Consider the following 22510-nt stretch of genomic DNA (forward strand, 5'->3'; position numbering starts at 1 on the left):
TCGTTGATCCCGGTACCGACGGTCAGGCCTCGGCCAGTTCCACAGCCTCGTCGATATCCACGCTAACCAGGCGCGACACGCCCGGCTCGTGCATGGTAACGCCGATCAGCTGTTCCGCCATGGCCATCGTTGCCTTGTTGTGAGTAATGAAGATGAACTGGATCTGCTCCGACATCTCGCGCAGCAGATCACAGAAGCGTCCGACGTTGGCCTCGTCCAGCGGGGCATCCACCTCGTCCAGCATGCAGAAGGGCGCCGGATTCAGTTCGAAGATCGCGAACACCAGGGCCGAGGCGGTGAGCGCCTTCTCGCCGCCGGACATCAGGTGGATGGTCGACAGGCGCTTGCCCGGCGGGCGCGCCATGATGGTGACCCCGGTATCCAGCAGGTCGTCACCGGTCATCTCCAGCCGCGCCTCGCCGCCGCCGAACAGGCGCTGGAACTTGTGCCCGAGCCCGGCATTCACCTGGTCGAAGGTCTGCTTGAACAGGGCCCGGGTCTCGCGATCGATGCGGTGCATCGCCGCCTCCAGGGTCTCCAGCGCCTCGATCAGGTCCGCGTGCTGCTCCTCCAGGTAGCGCGAACGTTCCTCCAGGCTGCGCGCCTCGTCGATCGCCGCCAGGTTGATCGGTCCGAGCTTCTCGATCTTGCGATCCAGTTCGCCGATCGCCTGTTCCCAGGCGGGGACGGTCGCGTCCTCCGGTAGTTCGGGCGCCAGGGCCTCGGCGGCGAAGCCGGATTCCTGGAACTGGGTCTTGAGCTGTTCGATCTGCACCGAGCGTTCGCGCAGGTCCAGACGCAGCTCCTCGCAGGTGGAACGCTGTGCCTCGACCCGGTTGCCCAGCTCGGTGCTGGTGCTCGCCAGCTCGCGCAGCCGCGCGTCGCAGGCCTCCAGGTCCGCCCGCGCCTGGGTCAGGCGGGCCTCGGCGGCCTGGCGCTGTTCCGCCGCGGTCTGCAGGTCTGCGCGCCACTGCTCCAGCGGGCCCTGGCGGTCGCTGAGCCCCTGCGCCAGGCGCTCGCGGCGCTGGGCGTCGTCCTCGCGCTGGCGCTCCAGGCGCCCGCGTTCGTTCTGTTCGCGTTCCAGGCGATGGCGCGCCTCCTGCTCGGCCATGCGCGCCTGGTTGGCCGTGTCGCGCGCCGCGCGCACCGCGTCGCGGGCGCCCGTCTGGGCCGTGCGCGCGGCCTCGACCCGCGCCTCCAGAGCGGCGCGGTCGGCCTCCAGGGTCTCGATGCGGGTCAGGGCCTGGTTGCGTTCGGCCTCCGCGCCAGCGAACTGCTCGCGGGCGCGCGCGGCCTCGTCGTCCAGCTCGCCCGCCTCGCGGTCGATGCGTTCCTGCTGCTGCTCCAGCTGCCGCGCCTGGTCACGCAGGCGTTGCACGCGGCGCTCACGGTCCTCGATCTGCGCCTTTTGTTCGCGGATCTGCCCGTCCAGCGCCTCGCGCCGGGCGCGGGTGGCCGCGATGGTCTCGTTGCGTTCTTCCAGCGCAGCCTGCAGCCGGCTCACCTGCGTGTTCAGTTCCTCCTGGCGTTCCTGCAGCTCGCGCGCCAGGCGGACCCGGGCCACCGCACCGCTGGCCCCACCCTCCAGCGTGCGATGAGCGACCCAGCCCGGGCCCAGCCAGGTGCCGTTCGGCGTGATCACGCTCTCGCCCGGTCCCAGCGAGGCCACCTGCGCCCGGGCAGCGTCCGCGTCGTCGGCGCAATGCACCGAGGCGAGCCAGCCCGTGACGACCGGGGAGCCCTGCACCTGTCCAGCCAGGCTCCCCGCCGGCGCCTGCGGCGTATGCGACAGCTCCCTGCCAACCAGGCGCAGCATCGCTTCGGGGAGATCCTGCGCGGTCTCTGGTTGATCGGTGACGGCGGCCTCCAGCCAGGTGCCCAGCACCATCTCCACCGCGGTATCCCAGCCCTCGGCGACCTCCAGCTGCTGCACCAGCGGGCGCGACAGGTCCAGCCCGTGCTCGCGCGCCCAGGCCTCGCGGCGGGCGCGGGTCTCCTGCGGGTCGTCCTCGCCGGCGAAGTGCTCCAGCCCCGCCAGGCGCCCGGCGACCTCGCGGGCCTCGCGTTCGGTGGCATGCAGGGTGTCCTGCTCCTCGCGCTGGGCCTGTTCGAGATCGGCCAGCGCGGCCTGCTGCTGGTCGCGTTCGCCCTGCAGCCCCTGCAAGCGCTCGCGCAGCCCGGTGAGCTCCGCGTCCAGGCGGTCGGCCTCGGTGCCCGGATGGGTCTGCGGCAGCGCCGCTCGTTCGGCCTCCACGCGTTCCCGGCGCTGGGCGACGCGCTTGAGCAGCTGCTCGGCATTGTCCATGCGCGAGCGCGCGAGCTGGGCATTCTGGCGCGGCTCGGCGAGCGAGCGCTCCCATTCGGTGAGTGCCTCGCGTGCGGTCTGGTATTCGGTTTCGGCGCCTTCGGCGGCGGCCTCCAGGCGTTCGCGCTCGCCCTCGGCGGTCGTGGCGGCCTCCTTACGCTGCGTGCTCTCCTGTTCCGCCTGGGCGATGCGCGCCTCCACCGCCTGGTGCTCGCTGGCGGCGGCCTCGATGCGGCTTTCCAGCTGGCGCAGTTCGGCCTGTTCGCGCGCCAGTTCGTCCTCCGCATGGCGGATGGACTGCTCCAGGCGCGAGACCTCGGCGGCGCGATCGTAATAGGCGCTTTGTGCCTGGGTGGTGGCGGCTTCCAGCTCGACCCGCTCCTGGCGTGCCTGCTCGGTGCCGGTCTGCGCCTTTTGGGCCTCGGCCTGGCTCGCAGCCAACGCGGTCTCGGCGTCGTTCAGGCGGCCGCGGCTGGCCTCCGTCTCCTGCTCCTGGGCCTGCAGGCGCAGCAGGATGGCCTCGGCGCGCTTGCGGCGGCGCTCGGCGGCCAGCGCCTGGTAGCGCTCGGCGGTGGCGGCCTGGCGGTTCAGGCGCTCGGCCTGCTTGGACACCTCGTCGCGCACGTCGTCCAGGCGTTCCAGGTTCTCGCGGGTATGACGCACGCGGTTCTCGGTCTCGCGGCGGCGCTCCTTGTACTTGGAGATGCCGGCGGCCTCTTCCAGGTAGACACGCAGCTCTTCGGGGCGCGCCTCGATCAGGCGCGCGATCATGCCCTGCTCGATGATGGCGTAGCTGCGCGGACCCAGACCGGTGCCGAGGAACAGGTCGACCACGTCGCGCTTGCGTGCGCGCTGACCGTTGAGGAAGTACTTGGACTGGCCGTCACGCGTCAGCGCACGCTTGACGGCGATCTCGCCGTAGCCGCTGTACTCGCCGCCCAGGCGACCGTCGGAGTTGTCGAACACCAGTTCGATGGAGGCCTGCCCCACCGGCTTGCGGCTGGAGGAGCCGTTGAAGATGACGTCCTCGCTGGAGTCCCCGCGCAGGTGCTTGGCCGAGGACTCGCCCATGACCCAGCGCACGGCATCAATGGTATTGGACTTGCCACAGCCGTTCGGCCCGACCACGCCCACCCGGTTGCCGGGGAGGACGAGTGTGGTCGGGTCCACGAACGACTTGAAGCCGGCCAGCTTGATTCGGGCGAGTCGCACGTTCGGCGCTATCCGCGGTCAGGAAAGTCGGGGTTAGAATGGTACACGCTTAGCCCTTTACCGTGACCCACTACCCGTTCGACAAACGAACCGCTTCACGAAACCATACAAAACCCTGCGGCGCGCCTGCACGCCAAGCCTTCCTTGCCTCCCGCTTTGGCGGGGGCTTCGCGGGCAGGCCCGCTCCCACAGGAACGACCAAGGACGCGACAAACCCATGCCCAGCCAGCCGAGCAAGACCCTGGAAACCTTCGACAACCCGGCGCCGGAGAACGATTTCGCGATCTATATCCGCATCCCGGAATTCACCTGCCTGTGCCCCGCCACCGGGCAGCCGGACTTCGCCGAGATTCATATCCAGTATGTGGCCGACGGCCAATGCGTGGAGCTCAAGTCGCTGAAGAACTACATGTGGTCCTACCGCGATGAGGGCGCATTCCACGAGGCGGTCACCAACCGCATCCTGGCGGATCTGGTGGCGGCGACCGACCCGCGCTACATGCGACTAACCTCGTACTTCAACGTACGTGGCGGCGTCTATACCACCGTGGTTGCGGAACACCGCAAGCCCGGCTGGACGCCCCCGGAGCCGGTGCACCTGCCGGCGCCGACGCGCAGCCCGCTGGACATGAACGGCTGACCGAGCCTGCCATGCACGCCATCGGCATTGATCTCGGCACCTCCGGGATCCGGCTGGCGCTGCTGGACCCGGAGGGGGCGCGCATCCACGGCGCGCACCGGGCACTGCCGGCGTCGGTCGGGGGCGACGAGCAGCGGGCGGAACAGAACCCGGCCCTGTGGTGGGCCATTGTGCGCGAGCTGCTGCGTGAAGCGGCCGCGCATCTGCACGGCGAGCCCGCCGCCATCGCGGTGGACGGCACCTCCGCCACCCTGCTGCGTCTGGATGCCGACGGACGCCCGACCCATCCGGCCCTGATGTACAACGATGCCCGGGCCACCGACATGCTGTCGGTACTGGCCGGGGTCGCGCCCGCGGACTCCGCCGTGCACAGCCCCAGCTCATCGGCGGCCAAGCTGTTGTGGCTGCGGCGCCACGAGGGGCTCTCCGGCGTGCGCCGCGTCCTGCACCAGGCCGACTGGGTTACCGGACGCCTGCGCGGGCGCTTCGACCGCATGGACGAGAACAACGCCCTGAAGCTCGGCTACGACTCGCTGTGGGGCGGCTGGCCGAACTGGCTGCAGGAGACCCTGGGCAGTGACGCCTCGCTACTGCCGGAGGTGGTCCCGGCCGGGACGGTGCTGGGCCCGCTGGACCCGGAAATGGCGGAATCGCTGCACCTGAACCCGGCCTGCCGGATGGTCGCCGGCACCACCGACAGCATCGCCGGGTTCCTTGCCTCCGGTGTGGGCGACGACACCACGGGCGTGACCAGCCTGGGCTCCACGCTGGTGATCAAGCAGCTGGCCCCGGAACCGATCTACGCCCCGGAACTCGGGATCTACAGCCACCGGCTGCTGGGGCGCTGGCTGGTGGGCGGGGCCTCCAACAGCGGCGGCGCAGTACTGCGCCAGCACTTCGATGATGCGGCCCTGGAGCGGCTGAGCGCCGCGATCGACCCCGAGACCGACAGCGGGCTCGACTATCTCCCCCTGCCCCGCTGCGGCGAACGCTTCCCGGTCAACGACCCCGAGCTGCAACCCCGCCTCACGCCCCGCCCCGAGGACGACGCGCGTTTCCTGCAGGGGCTGTTCGAGGGGATTGCCCGCGTGGAACGTGACGGCTACCAACGCCTGACCGAGCTGGGCGCCCCGCACGTGGAGCGTGTCGTGTCCCTGGGTGGCGGCGCCCAGAACCCCGTGTGGACACGCCTCCGCAGCCGGATCCTGGGATTGCCGGTGACCACGGCCGAGGACGACGATGCCGCCAGCGGCGCCGCCCGGCTCGCGCGCATCGGCGTGGGGCTGGAGCCGGGTTTCACGGGCTGACCGGCCAGGCCGAGAGGCTCGGCAATCGCCCGCTTTGGCCGGGGCTTCGCCTGCAAGCCGACCGCGATGCCGGGTGGGGCCACCCATTCCATGAGGGGATCTTGTGGGAACGGCCTTGGCCGCGAAGCCCCCGACAAAGCCGGACTCGGACAACAAACGTAGGATGCGATGAGCGCAGCGAATCGCATCATTGCTCAGCCCCCCGGTGATTGATGCGATTCGCTGCGCTCGTCGCATCCTTGTGTCTTGCGGTTCACGGATCGCTACCATGAACCGTACCGGGCTCGGGGTAACCCGATCGCATCCTGAGGTCACGAACCTGTTTCGTAGATGGGCCCCCGAGTCCTTTTTCATCTCGAAGTTTGAACGGTATCCAATGCCCCCCGTGAGGGACGGGTGAGGCTGTACGGACAAGGTGAGAGGACGAGATGGCTCATATTGGCATTGATGTCAGCAAGAACAAGCTCGACTGCATGTGGGTCCGGGATCTGGAGGCGGGCAAGGTGAAGCCCAAAGTGTTCCCGAACCGCCAGGACCATTACCCGGAGCTGCTGCACTGGCTCGAGCGCAACACCGGCGAGACCCCCGAGGGGCTCCATGTGTATCTGGAGGCCACCGGCATCTACCACGAGCCGCTGGCGTACTGGCTTCATGATCAGGGGGTGCAGGTCCACGTGCTGAACCCGGCCCAGGTGCGTTCGCATGCCAAGGGCATGGGGGTGCGCAACAAGACCGACCGCAAGGACAGCATGATGCTGGCCCGCTACGGCATCGAACGCGCACCACGGCGCTGGCAGCCCGAACCGCCGGAGGTACGGGAACTCAAGCGCCTGCTCAGCCGCCTGGAGGCTCTGGAACAGGACATGCGGCGCGAAGAGAACCGCCTGGAGAAGGCGCGTTTCAGCGAGGACACCCTGGCCCAGGCGTCGATCGACAACGTCCTGCAGGCCCTGCGTGAGGAACACCGTCGGCTCCAGCAGCAGATCGATGATCACTTCGACGCTCACGACCACCTGAAGCGGGATCGGGCCTTGCTGGAGAGCATCCCCGGGGTCGGCCGGGTGTTGTCCGCCTCCATGACGGCGACGCTGCGCAGCCGCACGTTCACGAGTGCCCGGCAGGCGGCGGCGTTCCATGGGCTGGTACCGGTCCATCAGGAGTCCGGGACCTCGATCCAGCGGCCCCCGCGGCTGGCGAAGGCCGGCTCGGGCCGGCTGCGCAAGACGCTCTACATGGCGGCTGTGGTGGCCACCCGCTACAACCCGGACGTGCGGCACCAATATCACCGCCTCCTGAGGCGGGGCAAGGCCAAGATGGCGGCGATCGGGGCGGCCATGCGCAAGCTCCTGCACATCGCCTTCGGCGTGCTCAAGTCGCAAACCCCCTATCAACCCCGTAATGACATGCCTTGCACCTCATAGAGCAAGACGGTATCTACGGCGCTGTTTGCCAGAACAAGGCACGGGCAGGCCGTTCCCACAAAACCCGTCCCACGATGTGCTCTGCCATGACGCCGAGGGTGCGGATCGGTGCTACATTCGGGGGAGGCACCCAACAACAAGGGGATACGACATGCACTGGACGCGAATTCTCGGCATTGCACTGCTGGTGGGCGGCATCATCCTGCTGGTGATGGGCTACAACGCCACGGAAAGCCTGGGCGAGGAACTGCACCAGGAGTTCATGGGGCGCTATACGGAAGACACGCGCATGTACCTGATCGCTGGCGGGATCATGTCCGTCGTGGGCCTCGTACTCGCGATCTTTGGGGTGCGCCGCTAAGAAGGGCACATCCGTGCCAGCCGGCACCCTCCGCCTGACGCCGCTGCTCGCCTTCCTCGCGCCGTTTCGCGGGCTCGCGCGCGTATTCGACCCGGGCCTGCGCGGTCTGGTGATCGGCCCGTTGATCATCAACATCCTGGTCGTGATCGGGCTTGCGACAGCCGCCGGGCTCGGCTTCGAGGCCCTTCTGGCGGCCTGGCTGCCCGGCGGCTGGGACTGGCTCGCCTGGCTACTGTGGCCCCTGTTCGCACTGGCGTTGCTGGTGGCCTTTGGGGTCTCCGCCGTCGCGCTGGCGGCGATCATCGCCAGCCCGTTCTCCGGGCCGCTGGCCTACCGCACCGCGCTCGGACTGGGCCACGAACCGCGCCAGCCGGCGCGCTCGTTCCTTGGCGAGATGGGCCACGCGACCGTAACCGCGCTGCGCAAGACCGGCTACTACGGCCTGCTTTTTATCCCCGTACTCCTGATCACGATCATTCCCGGGCTAAACCTGCTGGCGCCGATCGCCTGGTTCACGTTCGGGAGCTGGGTACTGGCCGTGGAATTCCTGGAGGCGCCACTGGCCAACGACGGCCTCGACTTCGCCGAGGTGCGCCGGACGCTGCGCGCCCACCGCCTGGCGACACTCGGCTTCGGGGCCGGCACCACGCTGCTGGCGATGGTGCCGGTGGTGAACCTGCTGCTGGTCCCGGCCGCCGTCATCGGTGCCACCCACCTCCGCGTGCGCCTGCCCCAGGATTCACCCGCTCCCGAACCCCGGGACGCCGCCTGAAGCGTTTCTCACCTCAGAGCGCACGCAGGAGGACACAGAGAAATGCAAAACCTGGTTAGCGCAAGCATGCACGGAGGCTGAAAGGCATAACGATGATGGCCGCGTCGATGCTTCCGGCATCGCCGATCGGGTGCAGGCCTTCCAGTTCCTTGATGGGATTCGCGGTGCTCATCCCATCCTACGACCCTACGACCCGGCGGCTGCCTACACGTCATGGCTCGTCAGGACGGCTTTGGACCTTGCCCTTCTTCGTGCCTGCGTGCGCTTCGAGATGCCAGAGAGGCCTTGGACCTTTGGCGCAAAGGCGCAGGTCAGGCGAGCAGGGCATCCAGCGGGTTGTCGTCGGGGAGCGGGCGCATGCGGCCCTCGCGCAGCTCCTGGGCCACACCCTGCAGGGAGTGGCGCCGGCTGGCGCCAAGATCCAGCGAGAGGAACAGATAGCCACGGGTGGCCTCGCCACGCCAGACCAGGCCCACGCGGTGCAACTGCCCGGTTGCCTTGTCGACCACCTCGAACCACTCGCCGGTACGAATGCGGCTGGCATCGAAGACCCAGGGATCGTCAAGATCGGTCAACAAGTCGGGGTCGTCATCCTCGAGGCGCACGGCCCGCCGCGCTTCGATGCGCGCCTGCGGATCGAAGCGCGGCTCGTCGGCGGAGGCCCGGATCCGTTGCAGATGGGCCTGCCCCAGGTGCTGCACGACCGCCTTGACGCGCGCCTCGTCGGCGCCATGCTCACGAGCCGTGGCCACGATGCGCTGCACCAGCGGGTTCGCTTCCTGCGGGGTCGCCTGGTTGCAGATGGCCCGCACGAGCTCCTGCACCTGGCCATCCAGCACCTGCACAGCCGCCTCGTCCACTGCCAGCAGGTCCTCCCAGGCCTCGGCGATCTGCTCGGCGGAACACTCCGGGAGCTCGGCCCCGGTCTCCAGCACGCAGACCGTCAGGGTGCGCCGGGCGCGGGCCGCGCGTTCCCTCTGACACATCGGCCCCGTGAACTCGGCCGCCTGCGCCTGCCAGTGTTCGTGTTCCGCGGCCACGGCGGCGGCCCAGTCGTCTGCCAGCGCCTGCGCCGCAGGGCGATCCAGATCATCGATCGCACGCCCCAGGTGTTCGATACTCCGGCGCATGGCTTCCAGGTAGCGGCGGACCGTCTCCGAGTCGTCCGCGCTGACCTCGGGGCTGATCCGTACGCCCGTATTGATCAGGCTACCGACCCATTCGCGCAAGGGATGCCCGGGGTCGTGGAAAAATTCGAGGTCGTGGCTAACCGCACGCACCAGTAGCGGCTGCAGCTCCAGCATCATTGCGCGAAACGCTGCATGGCAATCGAGGTGACGCGATACCTCGGCGAATACACCGGCCAGGACCCTTTCGATGACGCTCTCGATCCGTGGTTCCGCCGTGGCTTCGCCCGCCACGGCGGCGGTCGCGGTGCCACCGCCGCCTGCCGCAACTCCATGGCCCGATGGTAGCCAGCCAGCCGCCGCGGCCCACTGCAACCAGTCCGCCGCGCCGGCATCCGGGGCCGGCATCACGGCACCAGAGACCGCAAGGCCCCCTGCTCCGCCAACCGCAGGTGCGGCGCTCTCCGTGGCAGCCGATTCCGACGCCGTGGCGGGGGCCCCTTCCCGGGTGGCATGGGCCCAGCTCGCACGCGGCGACGCTCCGGGCAAGTCGCCCTCCGGGACCTCGGACACCGGCTCTCTGACCAACCCGCAGCCCTCGACTGTCTCGACCACAAAGGCCAGGGTCGGTGCGGCCGTCTGGCCCAGACAACGCACGTAGGCTCGCATCAGGCCCAGCGTCATATCCGTCCGGCCGAACTGTTCCTCGGCCGACTCGATCAGGCGCTCGTACCAGTTCAGCGGCGACCACGGCGCCCAGCCGGGGTGCTCGAAGCGGTGATCCTCGCGCGCGGCCTGGAGGAATACGAACCAGGAGTAACGATTCTGCTCGCGGACCAGCCCTTCGAGCTTGTGGCGCAGGGAACGGCGGGTGGACTGGTAATCGTCCAGGATTTGCAGGCCGGAGTTGTCATCGGCGTAGCTGGAACCGGAGAATTCATACTCGGGTGGGTAGGTTGTGGAGACAAAGTCACGCTCCAGGGCCTCCTCGAACTGACGACGCAGCACATATTGATAGCCTTGGAGCTGGTTCGCCCACTCCGCGCTGTCGGCCTCGTCACCGCCAGCGGACCAATCCTGCGCGACGGATTCCAGGCAGCGCTCAAGGTGATCGGTCACCCGCGGGACGATCCCGCGCACCAGTTGCTGGCGCTGGGCATCCGACAAACCGGACAGACCCGACCAGACCGCGGCCGGGTCCGCGGCCCGTGCTTCCCTGTCTGTATGCTCCCTGCCTGCCATCGATGAGGTGTCCTCGTATTGCTGCGTGGTGGCTCGCGTTAGTTCAGCGTGAGCCCGTCCACAGTGTACAGGCGCGATCAAAGCGGGACATCCAGTGCAGTTTCGCACCGGACAGGGAGACCCTTGCTGAGACGTTCCTTAGAGGTCCAGCGGCTGCGTTCCCACCTGAACCATTTCGCCCTCGACACGCACGGGGAACCGGGTCAGTGGTTCCTCGGCAGGCGCGGCCATCACCTCGCCGGTTCGCAGGCAGAACTGGGCCTCGTGCATCGGACACGTGATGCAGTCATCGGCGCCGATCTCACCATCCGCGATGGGCACATCCTCGTGAGTACAGAGGTTCTCCACGGCAAAATATTCACCACCCAGGTTAAAGATCGCCACCTCGGTATCCGCTGTCTCCACCAGGCGATGATCGCCATCCTCGATGGTCCCCACCGGGGCTACATCAATCCATTCCGTCATCACGACTCCTTTGCTTCTGAAAATTTCCGGTATCGCCCCCCTGCGCTTGCAGCTCAGGGGGACGCCCGCAGGGCCGCGGTCGCGGCCGCATCGATCTCGATCCGCCGGCCCTCTTCCGGGTGGTAGGAGAAGCGCCCCACCACCCGCAAGTTCTCGCCCAGGTGATCACGCACCGCCGACCCGGGCTTGACCGCCACGCGGTTGATGGCGTCGTCTTCCAGCCAGTAGTGCTCCGGATCATCAAAACGATTCACCACACCCTCGGTTTCCACCAGTTCGCCATTGAAGGCCGGCGCGGATGCAGCCAGCTGTTCCAGGGTCACCGGCGATACCCGCTCGCCCCCGCAAGCCACCAGCAGGGCGGTCATGGCCAGCCCCAGCCACACGGCATTGATCCCTTTCAGCACGATCTTCTCTCCCAGTTGCACTCGCGGCGACTGCCGACGCTTATCCGGCTCCAGCCTACCGAAACTGCACCATGTCACGCCCATTCACCCCTGAATGACGGGCCTAAGGAAACCCGGATCCGTTCGCGCGACGTCGGCCCCGTCGGGGCTTCAGGAGCGTTATCGTTCGCAGCTGCACGCTCAAGCTGATGGCATCGCCGCCGTTACCCTGGGCAGGTAAATCGCACACACCCGCGATCAAGGACGGCCCCACCAGTGAACTCTTCACGCCACCATCATCAGGCCCCGCGGACCTGGAACAACGCCCCATCCTCGCCGAAGGAATACCGCCAAGGGACTGTCAGCCCCAGCCGGGACCATTCCATCACCGTTGCGCAGGAATCCCGGAGTACCGCGCAGGATGATGACTGGGTACAGCTCGCCAACGAAACCCTGAAACTGATCCGCCAGCTACGCATCTAGGGAGACCGAGGACGCTATTTCACGTTCTGAGCAAGCCAGCGATCCAGGGCATTGCCGAAGGCCTGGCGGTCGCGCGGGCCCAGCGCCGCCGGGCCGCCGGTCTCGACCCCACTGGAGCGCAGCGTGTCCATGAAGTCGCGCATGCTGAGGCGCTCGCGGATGTTGTCGGGAGTATAGAGTTCGCCCCGGGGATTCAACGCCTGCCCGCCGTTCTCGATCACATCCGCGGCGAGCGGGATGTCCGCGGTGATGACCAGGTCCCCGGTGCCAAGACGCCGGACAATCTCGTTGTCGGCCACGTCGAACCCGGCCCCGACCTGGATCGAGTCGATCAGCTTCGACGGCGGCGTGCGCATCGGCTGATTGGCCACCAGCGTGACCGGAACCCCCGTGCGCTTCGCCGCACGAAACAGAATCTCCTTGATGACCGCGGGGCAGGCATCCGCGTCGACCCAGATCTTCATGGTTCTCCTTCCCGAAAGCTCGCTAATGATCGGGGCGCAGGGTAGTCGTTTGCGGCGCCCGGCACATTTCCTCACCGTTCGGATTGGCGCCGGGGTGGTACACGTGCTATCTGCTTGGGAGACGTCAACCAACATGCTTGACCTTTCCGGGCCAAGCCTCGCAAGGAGCATTACATGGGCATTGAAGTCACCGGCATTCTGGGCCTGATCTGGCTGCTGATCGTGATCTGGGCGATTGTGCGGACCGCACAAAGCCCCGCGACCCCCATAGTGAAAGTACTGTGGATCCTGATCCTGCTGTTTCTTCCCCTGGTCGGTCTGATCGCGTGGTTGCTACTCGGGCCCAAGTAGGCCCAACCCAGGCACCGGGCGCTCACATCCGGCGCAGGAACTCCGCAAGGGTCGGCGCGTCATCGCCCGCCTGACGCAGTCTCTCGAGTAGCGCCTCCTGGGGACCAAAACGGGCTGCGTCGTAGGCGGTTGCCGGCACACGAGACGCGGAGCCCGCCCGAGCGGGCCTGGCGGCCGACTCGTCCCGACCCTTCCAGCCGAAATCGGGCGGAGGACGGTCAGCCCCGGGGCGTCGACCCTCCCCGGCTTGCATGGTCGCCGGCGCCGCTACGTCTTGGGGTGCGTCCATCGCGGGCGCAAGCCGCGCACGCAAACGGCCCAGCAATCCGGCATGGGCCTCCGGATCCGCCTGCAGCGCGTCCACCAGTGCCATCAGATCGATCGCAGCGCGGCCTGTTCGCGCCCGGTACTGCTCGTGCATGGCGTCCAATTCCACCGCCAGCGCCTCGGGCTCGGAGGCCTCCAGGGCCGCGTCGAACGCCGCGCGCAATCCCCCGAGCACACCCTCTTCGCTGCCCAAGCCGTCCGAGGCTTCCGAGGCTTCCGAGGCTTCCGAGGCTTCCGAGGCTTCCGAGGCATGGTCGACCGGGGGCGGCTCCGCAGCAAGCGCCGGGGCTTGTGGACGGGCGTCCCCCAACGACGTATGCGCAGCCGGATCATCCTGCTTCAGACGACGCCGCCAGAAAAGGCTGAATGCTGGCGCGTCTTCATGCGGAAGGCTGTCTTCCAGGGCATTCGCCAGACGCTGGAACGGACGCGCCGAGGGGTCATTCTCGGCGAACAGGGCGACCGGGTGCTGCAGTGTGACGGCCGAGCGGAGGCTTTCGTCGCGCTGGACGAAGCCGAGAAATTCGACCCGGGTATGCAGATATTTCTCGACGGCATTGGCAAACCGCTGGAAGACGCTGCGGGCCTCGGCGACATCCGCCACCATGTTCACGATCACGCGGACATCCAGGGCCTGACGCCGCAACGCCAGCTTGAGCAGGGAGAACGCATCGGTCAGCGAGGTCGGTTCCGGCGTCAGCACCAGCAGGACCTGGTGCCCGGCCGCGAGGAAATCGAGCGTGGTATCACCGATGCCCGCGGCGGTATCCAGCAGCAGGTCGTCGAAATCCGCCTCGATGTTCGCCAGTTCCTCCGCCAGCCGCTGCTGATGCGCCCCGGAGAGCTCCGCATATTCGCGAATACCACTGGCGCCGGGGATGATCTTCAGGCCGTGCGGCCCTTCCAGCAGGATATCGCGGATTCCACATTCGCCCGCCAGGACCTCCGCCAGGCCCTGTTGCGGGCGCAACCCCAGCAGTATGTTCACGTTGGCGAGGCCGGTATCCCCATCCAGGATGCCGACCCGCCGCCCCCGCCGCGCCAGCGTGATCCCCAGGTTCACCGCAATGCTGGACTTGCCCACCCCGCCCTTGCCGCTGGCCACGACAAGGACCCGCGGGCGCGTGGCGACCCCGGAACGGGTATCCGTCAAGGCGCTGTGACGGGACATCGCGGCTTCCTGCATGGCACTCATCGGCATGGGGAAAGAATGATGGCGAACTCACAGTCGGTCTACCCCATTCGGTGGCGCGGGGCAATACCACTCAGTATAGTCAGGAACCAGTGGTGATCCGACAGACTGCATCAGAGCTTCGGTTCCGGACACGCACACAGGGCAAAAGGCGCGGCAGGCCGACTGCACGCGACCGGGGAGCAGCATGACGAGCGTCAATACGGCAACGGACGGTCTACCGAGCCTGCCCCAGGCGCTCATCCCGGTGCTGGACGCCACCCAGGCCCATGAGGCCGATTTCCAGTCCCTGGCCCGGGCGATCATGCAGGACGCGGGCATGTCCAGCCGCCTGCTGCAGGCCGCCAACTCGCCCTTCTACTATCGCGGCTCCACCTGCCGCACTATCGATCGTGCCCTGTTCAGCCTGGGCCTGGATACCGTGCGCAGCCTGGCTCTGACCGCGTCGATCCAGCAGTTGTTCGGCGAGTTCGGACCGCGCCATCGCGGCTACCTGCGCACCATCTGGCAACGGGCGCTGACCACCGCCAACCTGGCACAGGTCCTCGCAACCCTCACCCGCTATCCGCGGCCCGAGGAGGCCTACCTCGCCGGACTGCTGATCGACATCGGGCGCCTGGTCCGCCTGGTCGGTGACGAGGGTCATTACTGGCCCATCCTCCAGTCCGCCGAAGACGACCCCCACCTGATCGAGACCGAACGCACAACCTACAGTCAACACTACGGGGAACTGGGCGGCGAATGCCTCGAGGCCTGGGGGCTGGGCCCGTTCATGGCCGATGCCGTGCGCTACCACCTGGAACCGGCCGAGCGCGTGCGCGACGCCCATCACCTGGTCAAACTGGTCAACCTGTCGCATGCAATGGGCTGTCTGCCAGGCGCAGGCACACAGGATTCCGCGACCGGGTGCAACGAGACCGCCCTGGCCGCGGCGGATACGCTTTTCGGCCTCAACGAGGGATTGACCCGCGAATTGCGCGGGCGCGTGGCCGAGGATGTGCGGCGAATTGCCGGATCACTGGAAATCGATCTGGGCGCCACCCGGACCACGGCGGATCAAAAGCCGGAGGAGACCGATCACGCGGCGGAGCGCGCACTGGCCGCCCGCGTCCGTGATCTGACCGAGCTGGAACGCATGAATGGCGAACTGGCCAGGGCGGCCGACCTGCAGGAGCGTTGCACCGCCGCGCGCCGCACCCTGTACCTGACGCTGGGCATAGACCACAGCCTGCTGTTTCTGATCGACCCGGATCACCAGTCCGTCGCCGCCTGGGTGGAGGACGACGAGATCCCCGATTTCACCCTGCCGCTGCTACCCGGGCGCAGCCTGGTGACCGATACGCTGCTGGATCGCGAGATTCAGCTCCACGAGGAAGAGAACGCCGCCGGCTTGCCCGTGATCGACCAGCAACTGTTCCGGCTCTGCGAAGCCGAAATCCTGTGGAGCTTTCCGCTGCTCGCCGACGGCCAGGAACCCGCGGGGGTGCTGATCCTGGGCCTTGCCCGCAGTCAGGCGCAGGCCCTGGAGGCCCGCTCGGACTTCATCGGCTCCCTCGCACGCGAGATCGCCCGGGCGCTGGTCGCCACACCCGAGCCGGCGGATGCCCCGGACGGCGCCACCGAGCAGCGCATCCGCGACACGGTGCACGAGGCCGGAAACCCGCTCAGCATCATCCAGAACTACCTGGGCGTGTTGAACCACAAGCTCGGCGAAGAACACGAAGCGCGCCACGAGCTCGGCCTGATCAAGGAGGAAATCGACCGGGTCGGGCGCATCCTGCTGCGCCTGCGCGATCCGCAGGCTGCCGGGAACGAGGAGACCGGACCGGCCTCGCTGAATGCACTGGTCCGCCAGGTCGCCGATATCGTGGACGGCTCACTCTGTCGCACACGAGGCGTCCGCCTGCACCTGGATCTGACTCCCTCCGATCCGCCGCTGTCGGCCCCCGCGGATCACCTGCGGCAGATCCTCATCAATCTTCTGAAGAACGCGGCCGAGGCCCAGGCATCCGGCGGGGAGATCACCATCGCCACCCGTGCCCCAACCACCGTGAACGGCCGCAGGGTTGTGCCCCTGTCGGTAGAGGACAAGGGGCCCGGGCTCCCTGCCGAGGTCCAGGCCGCGGCATTCGCGCCTGTGACATCGACCAAGGGCACAGGCCATGCCGGGCTCGGACTCAGCATCGTCAAACGCCTGACCGAGGAGATCGGTGCGGGACTCTCATTCACCAGCGGGAGCGCAGGGACGCGCTTCGAAATCGCACTGTCCCACGCATCACGGGGGTTAGCGAGCGCATCAGGGACGACGCGACAATGATTCGCTACTGACCACGAGACCCCGATGCCCGAACGCGACGCGCCGATCGACCCGCAATCCGTCAAAATCCTCATTGCCGATGACGATCCCGGCCTGCTCGAGAGCCTGCGCGGACTCCTGACCATTCAGGGCTACCCCGTGCGGACGGCCGCAGGGGGTGGCGCGGCCATCGAGGCCCTGCGCGAAAAGCACTACGACCTGCTGCTGCTCGACCTGACCATGCCGGAACTCAACGGACTGGACGTGCTGCGCTTCATGCAAGCCGCCGGGCTCGAGACCCTCACCGTGGTCGTCAGTGGCAACAGCACGGTGGAGGATGTCGCCGGGGCGCTGCGCGAGGGCGCCCACGACTATTTGAAAAAGCCCTACGAGCCCGCCGAGTTACTGGCCACCGTCCGCAATGCCCTGCACCACAAGGCGCTGGAAGACGCCAATCGGACCATGCGGGCCCGCCTGGAGAAGTCCGAGCGCCTGCACCGGGTGATCGTCAATAACTCCCCGGATATTGTCTTCGTTCTCGGCGCCGACCATCGCTTCCGTTTCGTCAATTCACGTGTCCACGAGCTACTGGGCCATGCCCGCCGCGACTTGATCGACCGCTCGGTGTTCGACCTCGTCGAACCCGAGGATCGCGACAAGGCGGAATACTTCTTCGAACAGGCCGCCAGCCCGCACCCCCACATCCGCTCGGTGGAACTGGCCCTGAAGCCCGGCACGCCTTCGCGCACCCGCCGCTTCTTCGAGGTCGCGGTGTGGCCGTCCAGCAACAGCGACGACGCGGACAACGGCGAAACGCTGATCTACGGCACGGCACGGGATATCACCGACCGCAAGGAATCCGAGGCCTTCATCAACTTCCAGGCCTATCACGACCTCCTGACCCGACTGCCCAACCGTGCCCTGTTCCGCGACCGGGTGGATGTGGCGATCTCGCATGCGCAGCGCTCGGGCACCCAGCTGGCGGTGCTGTTCATCGACTTGAACCGCTTCAAGGTGATCAACGATTCCCTCGGACACACCGTGGGCGACCGCCTGCTGCAGGAGGTCGGCCAGCGGCTGCAAGCCTGCATCCGCAAGGGCGACACGCTGTCACGCTTCGGCGGCGACGAATTCACGCTGCTGATCCCGGGACTGGCCAGCAACGAGGCCGCCATCCAGGTAGCCGACAAGATCCTGGAAAGCCTGCAGGCCCCGTTCAAGATCGGCGACCAGGAGCTGTTCGTCGGGGCCAGCATCGGCATCGCGATCTACCCGGATGCCGGCGACAACCTCGAGGCCCTGATCAAGAATGCGGATATCGCAATGTACCGCGAGAAGAGCAGCGGCAAGACGGGTGTGCGCGTGTACAGCCCGGACATGGGCGGCCATCCGCCGCGGCGACTGCAACTGGAACAGGACATGCGCCGCGCACTCGAGCGCGACGAGTTTCACATCCTCTACCAGCCGCAGGTGGATACGGAAACCGGGCATATGGTGGGCGTCGAGGCCCTGATCCGCTGGGATCACCCCACGCTCGGGCTGCTGGGCCCGGCCGAGTTCATCCCGGTCGCCGAGGAGACCCGCCTGATTGTGGATCTCGACCGTCTGACCCTGCGCACCGCCATCCGCGAAATGCAGCGCCACAGCCGCGCCGGCTACCCGGAACTGCGCCTGGCGGTGAACCTGTCGCCCGTGCTGGTCGAGCGTGACGACTTCGTCGAGGACTTCCTCGGCATCCTGGGCGAGACGGGCTTCCCGCCCGACCTGCTGGAGGTCGAGATCACCGAGAACTTGCTGATGAGCGACACCCCGGACACGGTGCACAAGCTGAACCGTCTCGGGGCCGCCGGCGTGCAGATCGCGGTGGATGACTTCGGCACCGGCTATTCGTCGCTAAGCTACCTGCAGAAGCTGCCGATTCACACACTCAAGATCGACCGCAGCTTCACCCATACGATCTGCCGCGAGGACGAGGCCTGCATCGTCAACGCGATCATCTCCATGGCCCGCGGGTTGCACATGAACATCGTGGCCGAGGGGGTCGAGACCGAGGCCCACCGCGACTATCTGCGCGACCTGGAGTGCCCGATGATTCAGGGCTTCCTGTTCGGCCAGCCGGCGCCACTGCATACCCTGCTGGAGAACGAGGCCCTCTTCGCCGCACCCACTACCTGCCAGTAGCCTCTCCGGCAACCCGGGGGACGCTGCGACTCCATTGCGTGTCCCTACGAATCGGCCGCGACCACCTCAGGCGCCGCATCGGCCAGGAAGCGGTGTCCCTGGCGCAGGCAGTAGCGCAGCCACTTGTACAGGAACCGGTTATGCCTCCAGCGGCAGACCAGGCCCGGGTGACCGGTCAGCATCTCTGGCGCGCGACCGTCGCCCATCGTGCGGCAGTGCAGTTCCAGCACCTCCGCCTGCCGCGCATCATGGAACATGCGTACGCGCATGTCCGGCTGTTGCCGACGCTCGCCCTGGTGGTCGAACCGGTAGGTCAGGTGCAGCGTGGTCGTGTAGCGGGTGCGCTCCAGCACCTCCAGATACAGATCCAGCGCACCCTCCACCCGCGAGACCGACCGCAACGGCTGCCGCTCGAGCTCGGGGCACAAACGCCGCAGTGCGAGATAGTTTTCCTCGTACATCTCCATCAGCGCCGCAAAGCTCTCGGGCCTGGGCTCCAGATGGGACGGGGTCTTACGCTCCAGCAACATGTCGCGCAGTCTAACAGCACCGTTTCGCGGGACACCGATTGTCCGCATCCAGAGCAGGACACCCCCAGGGCTTTTTGGTAACGTCGACAGGGGAGGTGCCGAGCAATGTTGTACTCGCACGCGTTGGTGTCCATGTTCTCCGAGACCCGGCCCGGCACGCAGTCCGGTGGTGGTGCTACCGGCCCGTTCCTGTCCTCATCAAGGCGCAACACAGGATTTGGGAACACGGGGCACCCACCTCACAAGCCATCGAAAAACGGGACTCGGCCGCCCGTGCTGGATGAACACGGACCCGTTGCCCGCAGAACGGCTCCCTTGTGCCGAGCGACTGCACGCCAGTCACCACGCCCTGTCAGGCCACAGAATCGACTCGAGCGCGAGCGTCCGCATTGCTCAGCGTCTCCCCGGACAACAAGGATGAGCGACCCATGGACATAAGTGTCGTCACGACCCAACCCTTTCCCGACCAGAAACCCGGCACCTCCGGTCTGCGCAAGCGCGTCCGGCAGTTCCGCCAGCCGCACTATCTGGAGAATTACATCCAGAGCGTCTTCGATGCCTGCCCGGACCTGAAGAACGGCGAACTGCTGGTCGGCGGCGACGGGCGCTTCCACAATCGCGAGGCGATCCAGGTCATCCTGCGCATGGCCGCAGCCAACGGGGTGCAGAAGGTCGCCATCGGGTATGGCGGACTGCTGTCCACGCCGGCCGCCTCGTACCTGATCCGGTCTCGGGGGGCCACCGGCGCCCTGATCCTGTCCGCCTCCCACAACCCGGGCGGGCCGGAGGGGGATTTCGGCGTCAAGCTCAACACCGCCAACGGTGGCCCGGCCCCGCACTCGGTGACCGACGCGATCTTCGAACAGAGCACCCGCATCAGCCATTACCGCATCGCCAACGGCGCTGAGCATGTCGACATCGATCATCTACACGCAGTACAGATGGGCGACATGGACATCGAGGTCGTCGACCCCGTGGGCACTTACGCCGACTACATGGCCACGCTGTTCGACTTTGACCGCATCGGCGAACTGCTGCGCTCCGACCATTTCCGCATGCGCTTCGATTCCATGCACGCGGTTACCGGCCCGTACGCCGAGGAGATCCTGATCAACCGCCTCGGCGCCCCGGCCGACACCATCCTGCGCGCGGAACCGCTGGCCGACTTTGGCGGCCGTCACCCGGACCCGAATCTGTCCCATGCGCGCGAGCTGAGCGAGGCCCTGTTCGGCCGGGATGCCCCGGATTTCGGGGCCGCGTCGGACGGCGACGGCGACCGCAACATGATCCTCGGGCGCCGGTTCTTCGTCACGCCGTCGGACAGCCTCGCCATCATGGCCGCCAACGCCCATCACATCCCGGCGTTCGCCGACGGCCTGAAGGGCGTGGCCCGCAGCATGCCCACCAGCCAGGCCGTGGACGTGGTCGCCGAGAAGCTGGCCCTCCCCTGCTTCGAGACCCCCACCGGCTGGAAATTCTTCGGCAACCTGCTGGACGACGGGCGCATCCGCCTGTGCGGCGAAGAGAGCTTTGGCACCAGTTCCGATCACGTACGCGAGAAAGACGGCCTGTGGGCCGTGCTGTTCTGGCTGAACCTGCTGGCCGTACGCCGCCAGTCGGTCGAGGAGATCGTGCGTGATCACTGGCGCCAGTACGGCCGCCACTACTACACGCGCCACGACTACGAAGCGGTGGAGAGCGAACGGGCCGAACAGGTGATGGCGCGCATCCGCGAGCAGCTCTCGGTACTGCCGGGCCAGTCCCTGGCCGGCATGCGCGTCGCCCAGGCGGACGACTTCGCCTACCGCGACCCGGTGGACAACAGCCTGACCGAGCACCAGGGCCTGCGGGTACTGTTCGAGAGCGGTGCCCGCATCGTCTTCCGCCTGTCCGGAACCGGCACCGAGGGCGCCACCCTGCGCCTGTATATCGAGCAGCACGAGACCCATCCCGAACACCTCGATGCCGACCCTCAGGAACTGCTGGGCCCGCTTATTGACGCCGCATCGCGCCTGGGCGACATCCCCGGCCTGACCCGCCGCGAGAAGCCCGACGTCATCACCTGACGGATGACGATCACTGCCACTGCGCAGCGCTGGAGCCACGGCTATGCCTTCTTCCTAGCAGCCACGGCCTCGGCGGTGGGGCTGGGGAACGTGTGGAAGTTTCCCTACATCCTCGGGCAGAACGGCGGTGGCGCCTTTCTCGCGATCTACCTCGGCTGCATCGTCCTGATCGGCATACCGATCATGATGGCGGAGGTCATGATCGGTCGCCGGGGCCGCCGCTCGCCTGGATACGCGGCCCGCGAAGTGGCTCGCGAGAGCGGCGCCCACGACCTGTGGCAGCTGGTCGGCTGGCTGGGCCTGTTCTCCGCCTTTCTGATCATGAGCTTCTACGTGGTGATCACCGGCTGGGCCTTCTCCTACATCCACAAGGCCGCCTCCGGCGCCTTTGTCGGCGCCGACGGAGACCAGGTGGCGGGAGTGTTCGCCGCCATGACGGCCTCCCCCGCCGAGATGCTCGCCTGGAGCACCCTCGCCGTTACCCTGGCCTTCGGCATTGTCGCCCTGGGCCTGCGCCAGGGGCTGGAACGCTGGCTGCATGTGCTGATGCCGGTGCTGCTGGTCCTGCTGCTGACCGCACTGGCCAGCGCCTGGTGGATTGGGGATGTCCGCCAGGCGCTGGATTTCCTGCTGCGGCCGGACTTCTCCGCGCTGACCTCGCACGGTGTATTGATCGCGGTGGGCCATGCGTTCTTCACCATGACGCTGGCCTCCGGGGTGCTGATGATGTTCGGCGCCTACCTGCCACAGCACACGTCCATCGGCCGCACTGCCATTGGCGTGGCACTGGCGGATACTGCGGTCGCCCTGATCGCGGGGCTGGCGATCTTCCCCATCGTGTTCGGTTTCGGGCTCGACCCGGCCGAAGGCCCCGGGCTGATGTTTCAGACCCTGCCGCTGGCACTGGCGGCCGTGCCCGCCGGCGTCCTGCTGACGACCCTGTTCTTCGCCACCCTGAGCCTGGCCGCATTCAGCACCATGATCACGAATGTTCAGGCCTTCGTGCACCTGTTCCACGAGCGCCTGCATGCGTCCCGCGTGCTCGCCGTCCTGGTGTGTGGCGGCGCGGTCTGGCTGCTGAGCCTGGCCAGTGTGCTCTCGTTCAGCGGCGCGGCCTGGACACGCCTGGACATCACCCTGCTGGGCCGCGAGATCCCGACCGTCTACCACGCCATCGAACACGTGGCCATCAACCTGATGCTCCCGTTGGGGGGCCTGTTGATCGCGGTATTTGCCGGCTGGGTTGTGCATACCCGCGTGGCCCGCGACGAGCTCGCCCTGGCCCCCTTCGCGTTCACCATCTGGCGCCTCGTTCTCCGCTATGTTGCGCCAATCGGACTCGGTGCACTCCTGTTGAATCTGGCCGGTTGGATATAAGCCCG

At 67.3% G+C, this 22510-nt stretch carries 18 protein-coding genes; 11 read left to right on the plus strand and 7 right to left on the minus strand.

What is annotated here, in order from left to right; translation table 11 throughout:
* Nucleotides 1–22: 22 nt before the first annotated feature.
* A complete protein-coding gene (gene smc, locus G333_RS0109525; RefSeq protein ID WP_019628352.1) occupies nucleotides 23–3517 on the minus strand; it encodes a chromosome segregation protein SMC in 3495 nt (1164 codons plus the stop codon).
* Nucleotides 3518–3734: 217 nt separating this feature from the next.
* On the opposite strand from smc, the gene queF reads away from it, so the two are divergent.
* The 5 genes from queF to cysZ all read left to right on the plus strand — a co-directional run bounded on the left by queF (nucleotide 3735) and on the right by cysZ (nucleotide 8018).
* On the plus strand, nucleotides 3735–4157 hold the full coding sequence (queF, locus tag G333_RS0109530; protein ID WP_019628353.1) for a preQ(1) synthase: 423 nt from the start codon (nucleotides 3735–3737) through the stop codon (nucleotides 4155–4157).
* A gap of 11 nt (nucleotides 4158–4168) precedes the next feature.
* Nucleotides 4169–5464, plus strand: a complete 1296-nt coding sequence (locus G333_RS0109535; RefSeq protein ID WP_019628354.1) for an FGGY-family carbohydrate kinase — start codon at nucleotides 4169–4171, stop codon at nucleotides 5462–5464.
* 428 nt (nucleotides 5465–5892) lie between these two features.
* Nucleotides 5893–6885: an IS110 family transposase gene (locus G333_RS0109540; RefSeq protein ID WP_019628355.1), complete on the plus strand. Its 993-nt coding sequence runs from the start codon at nucleotides 5893–5895 to the stop codon at nucleotides 6883–6885.
* Nucleotides 6886–7036: 151 nt separating this feature from the next.
* On the plus strand, nucleotides 7037–7246 hold the full coding sequence (locus G333_RS0109545; protein ID WP_018650312.1) for a DUF3185 family protein: 210 nt from the start codon (nucleotides 7037–7039) through the stop codon (nucleotides 7244–7246).
* Nucleotides 7247–7259: 13 nt separating this feature from the next.
* A complete protein-coding gene (gene cysZ, locus G333_RS0109550; RefSeq protein WP_019628356.1) occupies nucleotides 7260–8018 on the plus strand; it encodes a sulfate transporter CysZ in 759 nt (252 codons plus the stop codon).
* Nucleotides 8019–8329: 311 nt separating this feature from the next.
* Here the strand turns inward: cysZ and G333_RS0109560 are convergent, their stop codons facing one another.
* The 3 genes from G333_RS0109560 to G333_RS0109570 form a co-directional block, all read right to left on the minus strand.
* Nucleotides 8330–10312, minus strand: coding sequence for a DUF1631 family protein (locus G333_RS0109560; RefSeq protein WP_019628358.1), 1983 nt, complete (start codon nucleotides 10310–10312; stop codon nucleotides 8330–8332).
* Between the two features lie 213 nt (nucleotides 10313–10525).
* Nucleotides 10526–10852: a non-heme iron oxygenase ferredoxin subunit gene (locus G333_RS0109565; RefSeq protein ID WP_018952305.1), complete on the minus strand. Its 327-nt coding sequence runs from the start codon at nucleotides 10850–10852 to the stop codon at nucleotides 10526–10528.
* A gap of 53 nt (nucleotides 10853–10905) precedes the next feature.
* Nucleotides 10906–11280 (minus strand): hypothetical protein, encoded by a 375-nt coding sequence (locus G333_RS0109570; RefSeq protein WP_019568738.1) that lies wholly within the window; start codon nucleotides 11278–11280, stop codon nucleotides 10906–10908.
* Nucleotides 11281–11514: 234 nt separating this feature from the next.
* Between G333_RS0109570 and G333_RS0109575 the strand changes: the two genes are divergently transcribed.
* Nucleotides 11515–11721: a hypothetical protein gene (locus G333_RS0109575; RefSeq protein WP_019628359.1), complete on the plus strand. Its 207-nt coding sequence runs from the start codon at nucleotides 11515–11517 to the stop codon at nucleotides 11719–11721.
* A 14-nt stretch (nucleotides 11722–11735) separates the two neighbouring features.
* On the opposite strand, the gene G333_RS0109580 is transcribed toward G333_RS0109575, so the two are convergent.
* Nucleotides 11736–12185 carry a YaiI/YqxD family protein gene (locus G333_RS0109580; RefSeq protein ID WP_018951260.1) on the minus strand — a complete coding sequence of 150 codons (450 nt, stop codon included), beginning with the start codon at nucleotides 12183–12185 and terminating at the stop codon, nucleotides 11736–11738.
* A gap of 174 nt (nucleotides 12186–12359) precedes the next feature.
* Between G333_RS0109580 and G333_RS14835 the strand changes: the two genes are divergently transcribed.
* Nucleotides 12360–12536, plus strand: a complete 177-nt coding sequence (locus G333_RS14835; RefSeq protein WP_018145966.1) for a PLDc N-terminal domain-containing protein — start codon at nucleotides 12360–12362, stop codon at nucleotides 12534–12536.
* A 22-nt stretch (nucleotides 12537–12558) separates the two neighbouring features.
* Here G333_RS14835 and G333_RS0109590 read toward each other — a convergent pair whose 3' ends face one another.
* Complete coding sequence (locus G333_RS0109590) at nucleotides 12559–14034, minus strand: MinD/ParA family protein (RefSeq protein WP_019628360.1); 1476 nt, start codon at nucleotides 14032–14034, stop codon at nucleotides 12559–12561.
* Nucleotides 14035–14242: 208 nt separating this feature from the next.
* Between G333_RS0109590 and G333_RS0109595 the strand changes: the two genes are divergently transcribed.
* Nucleotides 14243–16372 (plus strand): HDOD domain-containing protein, encoded by a 2130-nt coding sequence (locus G333_RS0109595; RefSeq protein ID WP_019628361.1) that lies wholly within the window; start codon nucleotides 14243–14245, stop codon nucleotides 16370–16372.
* Nucleotides 16373–16396: 24 nt separating this feature from the next.
* Nucleotides 16397–18532: an EAL domain-containing protein gene (locus tag G333_RS0109600; protein WP_019628362.1), complete on the plus strand. Its 2136-nt coding sequence runs from the start codon at nucleotides 16397–16399 to the stop codon at nucleotides 18530–18532.
* Nucleotides 18533–18576: 44 nt separating this feature from the next.
* Here the strand turns inward: G333_RS0109600 and G333_RS0109605 are convergent, their stop codons facing one another.
* Nucleotides 18577–19062: a DUF1249 domain-containing protein gene (locus tag G333_RS0109605; RefSeq protein WP_018145970.1), complete on the minus strand. Its 486-nt coding sequence runs from the start codon at nucleotides 19060–19062 to the stop codon at nucleotides 18577–18579.
* A 428-nt stretch (nucleotides 19063–19490) separates the two neighbouring features.
* On the opposite strand from G333_RS0109605, the gene G333_RS0109610 reads away from it, so the two are divergent.
* Nucleotides 19491–21128: an alpha-D-glucose phosphate-specific phosphoglucomutase gene (locus G333_RS0109610; RefSeq protein ID WP_018938938.1), complete on the plus strand. Its 1638-nt coding sequence runs from the start codon at nucleotides 19491–19493 to the stop codon at nucleotides 21126–21128.
* 3 nt (nucleotides 21129–21131) lie between these two features.
* Complete coding sequence (locus G333_RS0109615; RefSeq protein WP_019628363.1) at nucleotides 21132–22505, plus strand: sodium-dependent transporter; 1374 nt, start codon at nucleotides 21132–21134, stop codon at nucleotides 22503–22505.
* Nucleotides 22506–22510 lie beyond the last annotated feature (5 nt).

Source organism: Thioalkalivibrio sp. AKL10 (assembly GCF_000381845.1).
In the GTDB taxonomy this organism is placed as follows: domain Bacteria; phylum Pseudomonadota; class Gammaproteobacteria; order Ectothiorhodospirales; family Ectothiorhodospiraceae; genus Thioalkalivibrio; species Thioalkalivibrio versutus.

Excerpts from the sequence above, each read along its gene's own strand:
- G333_RS0109565 (WP_018952305.1), bottom strand. The coding sequence starts at position 10,852 with ATGACGGAATGGATTGATGTAGCCCCGGTGGGGACCATCGAGGATGGC.
- G333_RS14835 (WP_018145966.1), top strand. The coding sequence starts at position 12,360 with ATGGGCATTGAAGTCACCGGCATTCTGGGCCTGATCTGGCTGCTGATC.
- G333_RS0109615 (WP_019628363.1), top strand. The coding sequence starts at position 21,132 with ATGACGATCACTGCCACTGCGCAGCGCTGGAGCCACGGCTATGCCTTC.
- G333_RS0109580 (WP_018951260.1), bottom strand. The coding sequence starts at position 12,185 with ATGAAGATCTGGGTCGACGCGGATGCCTGCCCCGCGGTCATCAAGGAG.
- G333_RS0109600 (WP_019628362.1), top strand. The coding sequence starts at position 16,397 with ATGCCCGAACGCGACGCGCCGATCGACCCGCAATCCGTCAAAATCCTC.
- G333_RS0109595 (WP_019628361.1), top strand. The coding sequence starts at position 14,243 with ATGACGAGCGTCAATACGGCAACGGACGGTCTACCGAGCCTGCCCCAG.
- G333_RS0109545 (WP_018650312.1), top strand. The coding sequence starts at position 7,037 with ATGCACTGGACGCGAATTCTCGGCATTGCACTGCTGGTGGGCGGCATC.
- G333_RS0109540 (WP_019628355.1), top strand. The coding sequence starts at position 5,893 with ATGGCTCATATTGGCATTGATGTCAGCAAGAACAAGCTCGACTGCATG.
- queF (WP_019628353.1), top strand. The coding sequence starts at position 3,735 with ATGCCCAGCCAGCCGAGCAAGACCCTGGAAACCTTCGACAACCCGGCG.
- G333_RS0109605 (WP_018145970.1), bottom strand. The coding sequence starts at position 19,062 with ATGTTGCTGGAGCGTAAGACCCCGTCCCATCTGGAGCCCAGGCCCGAG.
- G333_RS0109610 (WP_018938938.1), top strand. The coding sequence starts at position 19,491 with ATGGACATAAGTGTCGTCACGACCCAACCCTTTCCCGACCAGAAACCC.
- G333_RS0109535 (WP_019628354.1), top strand. The coding sequence starts at position 4,169 with ATGCACGCCATCGGCATTGATCTCGGCACCTCCGGGATCCGGCTGGCG.
- G333_RS0109590 (WP_019628360.1), bottom strand. The coding sequence starts at position 14,034 with ATGTCCCGTCACAGCGCCTTGACGGATACCCGTTCCGGGGTCGCCACG.